Here is a 5,507-nt window from a genome sequence, read left to right on the forward strand (position 1 = left end):
GACAGCTCTACGTCGTTCAGCCCTACCGTGAAATGGAGAAGTGCGCGCCCGCTTGTCGGAACGCCGTCGGACACGATTGCCAGTGTTCCTGCATGGGCGCGAACCACGGCGCAGGTGATGGTAGTGGATGGTTCGACGTCTCCGAGACGTTTTCGTTCCGATGGGGACCGCAATCTGCGGCGATCAGGTTGATGACCCGAAAGGCATGAACAAAGCTATCGGCTCAGTCGTCAAACGAAGCTCGTAAGTGTTGGCAACGGTTTTTTGGGACCACTGTCACCATTAGTCGGCATGGGTGTTTGCCAGTCTGCCTAGGTGCATTAGTTTGCTTGGCCGCCTCCTGGCTGTCCGAAGTGCAGCACTTTGACTCGTTGCTTCCCTTCGCCTGCTCGGCGCTCTGCTAGGCCCACCGTTTGTTCGTTCATAGGTATCATGGATACTTGCCGCGGTTTATTTGGGAGTGAAAACGAACCCGCAGTGCTCTGGTGCGTCTGTCGGTTCAGTTCACATTTCCCATCGCGGCCACCGCACTTCTCCCGATGTCTGAGTTGCATGACATGCTGGTCGCAGCTGTCGTCCCGTCCACAAAGGTTGCCGCCGATCTTTTTCCCCTGACCCTGCGGGTCATTCCGCGCGGGTCAAAAAGACCGGCGCCTGCCCCTCTCCGCTACGCTTCGCCTTCGGTGTGGCCGTGCCTTGGCCAGCTGCAAGGTGACCATCATTGCAACGCAAACAAGGAGAAGAGCAATGACCACGAACTGCATCAAATTCACCAGCGCCGACTTTGAGACCGCCAAGGGCGTCGGCTCCATTTCAACCCTGAACTTCGACCTCGACGTCACGGTCGAACCCGTCGCGAGCACGAACCCGATGGCCCCCACGCACCGCGTCCTCGGCCGCTCCCCGCGCGGCAAGCTGGTCGAGTGCGGCGGCATCTGGAAGAAGCAGAACAAGGAGACTGGCGCCGACTACTACACGCTGACCATCCGCGACCACGGCTTCAACGCCAACCTCGGCAAAGCCGCGAACCAGGACGATCTGTCTCTGCAGGCCGTCATCCCCTGGGGCCCGAAAGACGCCGCCTAAGCCAACAGCCAGACCGCTTCGGCGGTCTGGCTTTTCTGCGTTCTGGAGAACCAGCCTTGGGCGGGCGCAAGATCGGTGTCCGAAGGATGCCTCATATTTCGGACGCGGAGGCAGTGGCGGGTAGTCAGACTGGATAGGTCGCAAATGCGGTTCCGATCCTTGTGTTCAGTGACATCGTGGATCGAGCAAGCGCGTGGCGGAACCGAATGTCAGCCGGAGAACTGGGACCCACTTAGCGAGCCAAGCGCACTCCTTCTCTCAGTCGAGCAAACCGCGCCAGGACCGTCTTCGTGATGCTTCCCGGGGTGGCGAATTTACACTGTGCCGCGAGGGTAGAAATCGCAAATCAACGTCATGAGCCTGGGGGCAACGTCTCACGCCAGTGTCACCGCCGCGCGCCTGTCCGTCGACCTGTTGGCCTTAGAGATCGCTAGCCCGAGGTCGAGCGGTCGGCAACGCCCGGGGGCAGGTTCCTGGACGGCTGGCGCTTTACGTTTGAATCGCCTCGAAACACGCTGCCTCTCGCCTGCGGCTCGAACGCGTGTTTCGAACATCATTGTTCTTTTGAAAACGTAAAGCACCGTGACGCCTTGAGCGCTGCCGAGGCATCGCTCACAACAAACCTGTCCCCGGTGTGCTCCATTTCATTCCGCCCCGTGCCGGGTGCAGCCCGCTCTCATGCCCCCGGTCTTTTCCACGATCCGTCCAACGACGATCGTTGGGCCGGATCACACCATGACACTCGAACAATCGATCGACCTCGCCGAATTGCAAGCCGACATGGCCTTCGATGCCTACCTCGCCGCCTTCGATGAAGACGCCCATCCAGAGACCCTCGGCAGCCTCGAGACCGAGGCGCTGATCGCCCGCAGCCGCTATGACGACATGCGCTCTCAGGGACTGGGTCACTGACCCAGAGACCCCTGCGCTCTTCGGATCCGCAGGGGTCTGACGTCGTCTCTCAGAAGCTTCGTGACGTCCGGAGAGGGTGTAACCCGCGGGCCGTCTTCGTGTTCCTGGAGCCCGATCAGTAACTAGCTCGGGCGCTCGGTTTGTGCGTTTTCAAGCGCTGCGCTGACGCCAATTCCAGCAGCTTCCTTCCCGCCCGGATTCTGCGCATCAATGAGGGTTGCGCTCGTTCGATGTCACGCTGCGCAGGGCTTTGAACGCGCTGCCGATACTCGCAAAAATACACATCACGCAAAACGTAATATTGCGCAATGTACTTTATTGAGGTACAAGCGAAGGAGAGAAGGAAGACGTTGGCAGGATATGGCCAATGTTTGCACATTTTGTCCGAGGGGTCTGTCATGGGCGTTTCCCGCAAAGCTGAATGCTCCGCCGCACGCGAACGCGATTGCGAGCAATCTCTGCCTCGCGCGCGTCTGCGCATGCATGCCTTTCTTTGAAACGGGAGAACGCCCTAGTGCCGAGGCCAGCGAAAAACCTGAAGCTAGAAGAGCGCATCGAAGTGGCACGGCGCTTTGCGGCGGGCGAAAGCGCGAAGGAACTGGCGGCGGCGTTTGGCATCTCTGCGCGCCATGTGAACCGGCTCGCGAGAGAGGAGGCGGGCGAGGGGATCGCGGTGCGCGATCCAAGCGAGACGGTGGCGTTCCGGGCCAGCCGATCCGAGCTGGAAGCCTTCGATGCGGAGTGGCGCGAACGGGGCTTTGCCAACCGGTCGCAGGCGCTCAATGCGGTGCTGCGCGGACGGTGCGGGTTCCTCGATGTACCCCGTGATCTGGTCGCCGAATTCTGCGCTGCATGGCGTCAGGCGAAGGACGTGAGCGACGCCGGATTGGTGCTCGCCAAGGCGGTGCATCGCGGTCGGTTGGAGGTCTCGGAGGCGGATCGCGCCGTGCTGATCGAACTGCTCGATCTGGCGCAGTCCATGAGCCGTGAGATGGGCCGGATGAAGGATGCAGCGCAGGCACTGCGTCATCAGGAGTGGCCAAAAAAGGAAGAAGGGCAGGGAGCGGAGAGCGCGGTTCTGGAGGATGACCTGCGCGAGACCGTGACAGGTTTGAGGCTCGTCAGGAATGGCTGATCCGCTTGCCCTCTACACCTCGGTCATGGGTCGGCTCTGGGAGGATGAGCGCATCCGGGGCCAGGCCGCGGCGCGGATCGACGCGCGGCTGGCGGGGCGTCGGCAGGGGCGGAGTTTCGCGCGCGTCGGATCCCTGTCGGCGCGCAACGCGCTGAAGGCGGCGTCGGGGCAGAGCCGGGCGGCGGTGTTCAAGCGGATCCGGGCAGGGGGCTGCAAGACGCGTGCCTCGCTCGGGGCGCAGATCTCCTACATCAACGACAAGGCGGTCTACACCTACTCGACGATGACCAACGCGCTGACCGATGCTGCGGTGCTTACCGAGGAGCAGAAAAAGGACATCGTCGAGGACTGGGCCGGGACCTGGCGCGGCTCGACCAAGCTCGGTTTCACCTCGCACATGCTGCTCTCTTTCCCGACCGACGTGACGGTCGACCAGGTCCGCGACATCGCGATGCACTGGACGGAGCATTTCTTCGAGAGCGGTGCATACGGCGACCAGTGGGACTATGTCCTCGCGGTCCATGACGACCGGGCGCACAAGCACGCCCATATCATCCTGAACAATCGCGGCGTCGAGAAGGGCACCTGGTTCTCTTGCTGGGCCGAGGGCGTGATGTCGCCGCAGCTCATGCGCGAGAAGCAGGCCGAGATCGCGGAACGCTATGGTGTGATGCTTGACGCCACCACCCGGCTCGAGCGCGGCATCTTCGAGAAGCCCGCCGGGATCGAAGAGATCTACCGTGCCAAGGAAGAGGCCCGCCTGCCGCGCGAGATCGTCATGACCGCGCAAGAGTCAGCCATCGCGCAGGCACAGGTGGTGGGCTTCGCCAAGGACTACAAGAACCTCGCCGACCTGCTGGACCGGATGGACCAGCGCCACATGGCGCGCGTCCTGCGCGGCATGGCCGACAGTCTCGGCTCGGGCACGCCGTGGAATTTCACCGAAGGAGAGATAGACATGAAGGACATCAAGACCGTCGGTGACGCGATCGACTATTCCGAGCGCACGATCGAGGCGCTGAGGCTCAAAGCCGAAGAACTGGACCCGGCCGAGCGCGCCGCCTTCGAGGCCAAGGCCGCGCCGATCATCGCAGACCTTTCGCAGATGGTGCCGGACCCGGACCTGCGCGCACGTTTCGGCAAGCAACTCGAGGAACCCTATCCGCCAGGGGCGGGCAGCGAGGTTCTGATCGCCGCGCTGCAGTCCGGCAATGATGATGGGCTCCGTGACGTGCTCGAGCGCGCCGACGAGGCCGGGATGGACAGCGAGGAGCTGGTGGCCCGGATCACGGCGGGCGGCACGCGGAACTACGGCATGGCGCAGGACTGGGTCGAGCGGGACATGAACGCGGTGCTGGCGAAGGACGGTCTCAGTGTCGAGACGGCCAGTGATGACCAACTCGACGCCGCGCTCGAGAAGGTCGACGGCGTGATGGACGCGCTGATGGAGCGGGCCAAGGAACTGGGTGTCCAGATCGGTCGGACCCTTGCCGATGAGGACGAGGCAACGTTGCCGCTCATCGACGAGGACGACCGGACGCCCAATCCCTACCTGCAGGACCTCGCCGACATGTTGCGCGACGGCAAGCTCAGCGAGGAACAGGAAGAGACGGTCGAGCGGACCCTGCAATCCGAGCTCTTCAAGGAACTGGGTGAGGAAGGTTTGGCCGAGCTACGCCGCGGCAACTACGAGGTGCTGGATGCGGCGCTGCCGAGCAAGCTCGATCAGATCACCGTCACGCAGGAGTTCCTTGAGATGACGTTTGAGGAAACGGGCGACCAGGTCTTCACCGACCGCGCCGCCGGATTGCAGCAGGACAAGGCGACCGAGGTGGCACGGCTGCGTGGCCAGCAGGAAGCGCAGGAAATGGGGCGCGACCTTGGCCGTGATCGCGGTCTCGACGACGAGATGGAATTCTGAGGGGGAGATGACCACCATGACCAAGACACTTCCCCTCTGGGCCGCATTTCTTTTCGGTGTGATCTGCGGCGCTGTCATCGGCACCATCGTCGCTGCCTTCTACCTGACCCTGGCCCTGAAAACCGGGTTTGGCAGCTTCGACATGCTGGCGCTCTGGAAGGCGAGCGCCGGCACCCGCGCGGCGCATCCCGAGGCCTTCAAGGTGGGTTTTGGTGCCGTCGGCTTTGGGGCCTTAGGCCTCGGCGCCCTGGCGTTGGCCTGGACCTGGAAGAAAGAGCGCGACGATTATGGCTCGGCCCACTGGCAAACCAAGGCGCAGCTGAAGACGAACGACATGCTGCAAGCGCCGGGCAAGGGCTTCGTCTGCGGCAAGCTTGGCGCGCCGACCTCCAAGGCCGAGTTCATCTCCTCGACCACCATCCCGCATGTGATGATGGTGGCCCCGACCCGCGC

At 62.8% G+C, this 5,507-nt stretch carries 4 protein-coding genes and 1 pseudogene; all 5 read left to right on the forward strand.

The features are described 5' to 3' along the window. Positions 1-747: 747 nt before the first annotated feature. Positions 748-1,086 (forward strand): DUF736 domain-containing protein, encoded by a 339-nt coding sequence (locus A3764_RS11690; protein WP_067267168.1) that lies wholly within the window; start codon positions 748-750, stop codon positions 1,084-1,086. Positions 1,087-1,821: 735 nt separating this feature from the next. Then, on the forward strand, positions 1,822-1,998 hold the full coding sequence (locus tag A3764_RS25690; protein ID WP_231886407.1) for a hypothetical protein: 177 nt from the start codon (positions 1,822-1,824) through the stop codon (positions 1,996-1,998). A gap of 514 nt (positions 1,999-2,512) precedes the next feature. Continuing rightward, complete coding sequence (locus tag A3764_RS11695; RefSeq protein ID WP_067267170.1) at positions 2,513-3,133, forward strand: helix-turn-helix domain-containing protein; 621 nt, start codon at positions 2,513-2,515, stop codon at positions 3,131-3,133. Beyond that, positions 3,126-5,054, forward strand: a complete 1,929-nt coding sequence (locus tag A3764_RS11700; protein ID WP_067267172.1) for a relaxase/mobilization nuclease domain-containing protein — start codon at positions 3,126-3,128, stop codon at positions 5,052-5,054. Before A3764_RS11695 ends, A3764_RS11700 begins: the two co-directional genes overlap by 8 nt. A gap of 16 nt (positions 5,055-5,070) precedes the next feature. Further along, positions 5,071-5,507: pseudogene (locus A3764_RS11705) on the forward strand (type IV secretory system conjugative DNA transfer family protein); the annotation flags it as partial.

The organism is Sulfitobacter sp. HI0129 (assembly GCF_001635395.1).
Classification (GTDB): Bacteria; Pseudomonadota; Alphaproteobacteria; order Rhodobacterales; family Rhodobacteraceae; genus Sulfitobacter.